General features: G+C 40.2%; 1 protein-coding gene. It reads right to left on the bottom strand.

Going from position 1 to position 719, the window contains the following annotated elements; genetic code table 11:
• The coding region (gene cysS, locus ACRCJ0_RS17520; protein ID WP_431391431.1) for a cysteine--tRNA ligase at positions 1 to 719 on the bottom strand (719 nt) is incomplete at both ends.

The raw sequence follows: 719 nt of genomic DNA, 5'->3' as shown, positions 1-719 counted from the left end.
CCTAAAGATTTAGACATTTTTTCATCGTCATCACCCATTGTTACAAAACCATTATGCATCCAGTAATTGGCAAAGGTATGACCTGTATGTGCTTCGGATTGAGCAATCTCATTCTCATGGTGAGGGAAAGTTAAGTCATGACCACCTGCATGGATATCTAAAGTATCGCCTAACAGTTTCGTTGCCATCACAGAACATTCAATATGCCAACCAGGGCGACCTTCACCCCAAGGAGAAGTCCAAGAAATTTCACCAGGTTTAGCTGACTTCCATAAGGCAAAGTCTACAACATCTTCTTTCTTCGATTGGCTGTCTGCCTCTAGACGTTCAGATGCCCCCGCCCGTAAATCATCAATATTTTGATCAGATAACTGACCGTATTTCTCAAATTTACGCGTTCTATAGTACACATCACCGTCCACTACATATGCAAAGTCTTTATCAACTAAATCAGCCACAAACTGAATGATATCATCCATATTCTCCACAACACGTGGATTTTTAGTAGCACGTTTAACATTTAAAGCATCGGTATCTTCATAGAATGCTTCAATATACTTATCCGCAATTTGTTCAGGCGTTAACCCTTCTTCATTAGCGCGGTTAATAATCTTATCATCCACATCCGTAAAGTTAGAGACATATTTCACATCAAAACCGCGGTATTCAAAGTAACGACGTACTGTATCAAAAGCAACAGTAGACCGGGCATTCCCAAT

This window comes from Aerococcus sp. L_32, from assembly GCF_050689315.1.
Note: the sequence above shows the minus strand (reverse complement) of the source record. Positions and strands in the feature narration are given on the sequence as shown.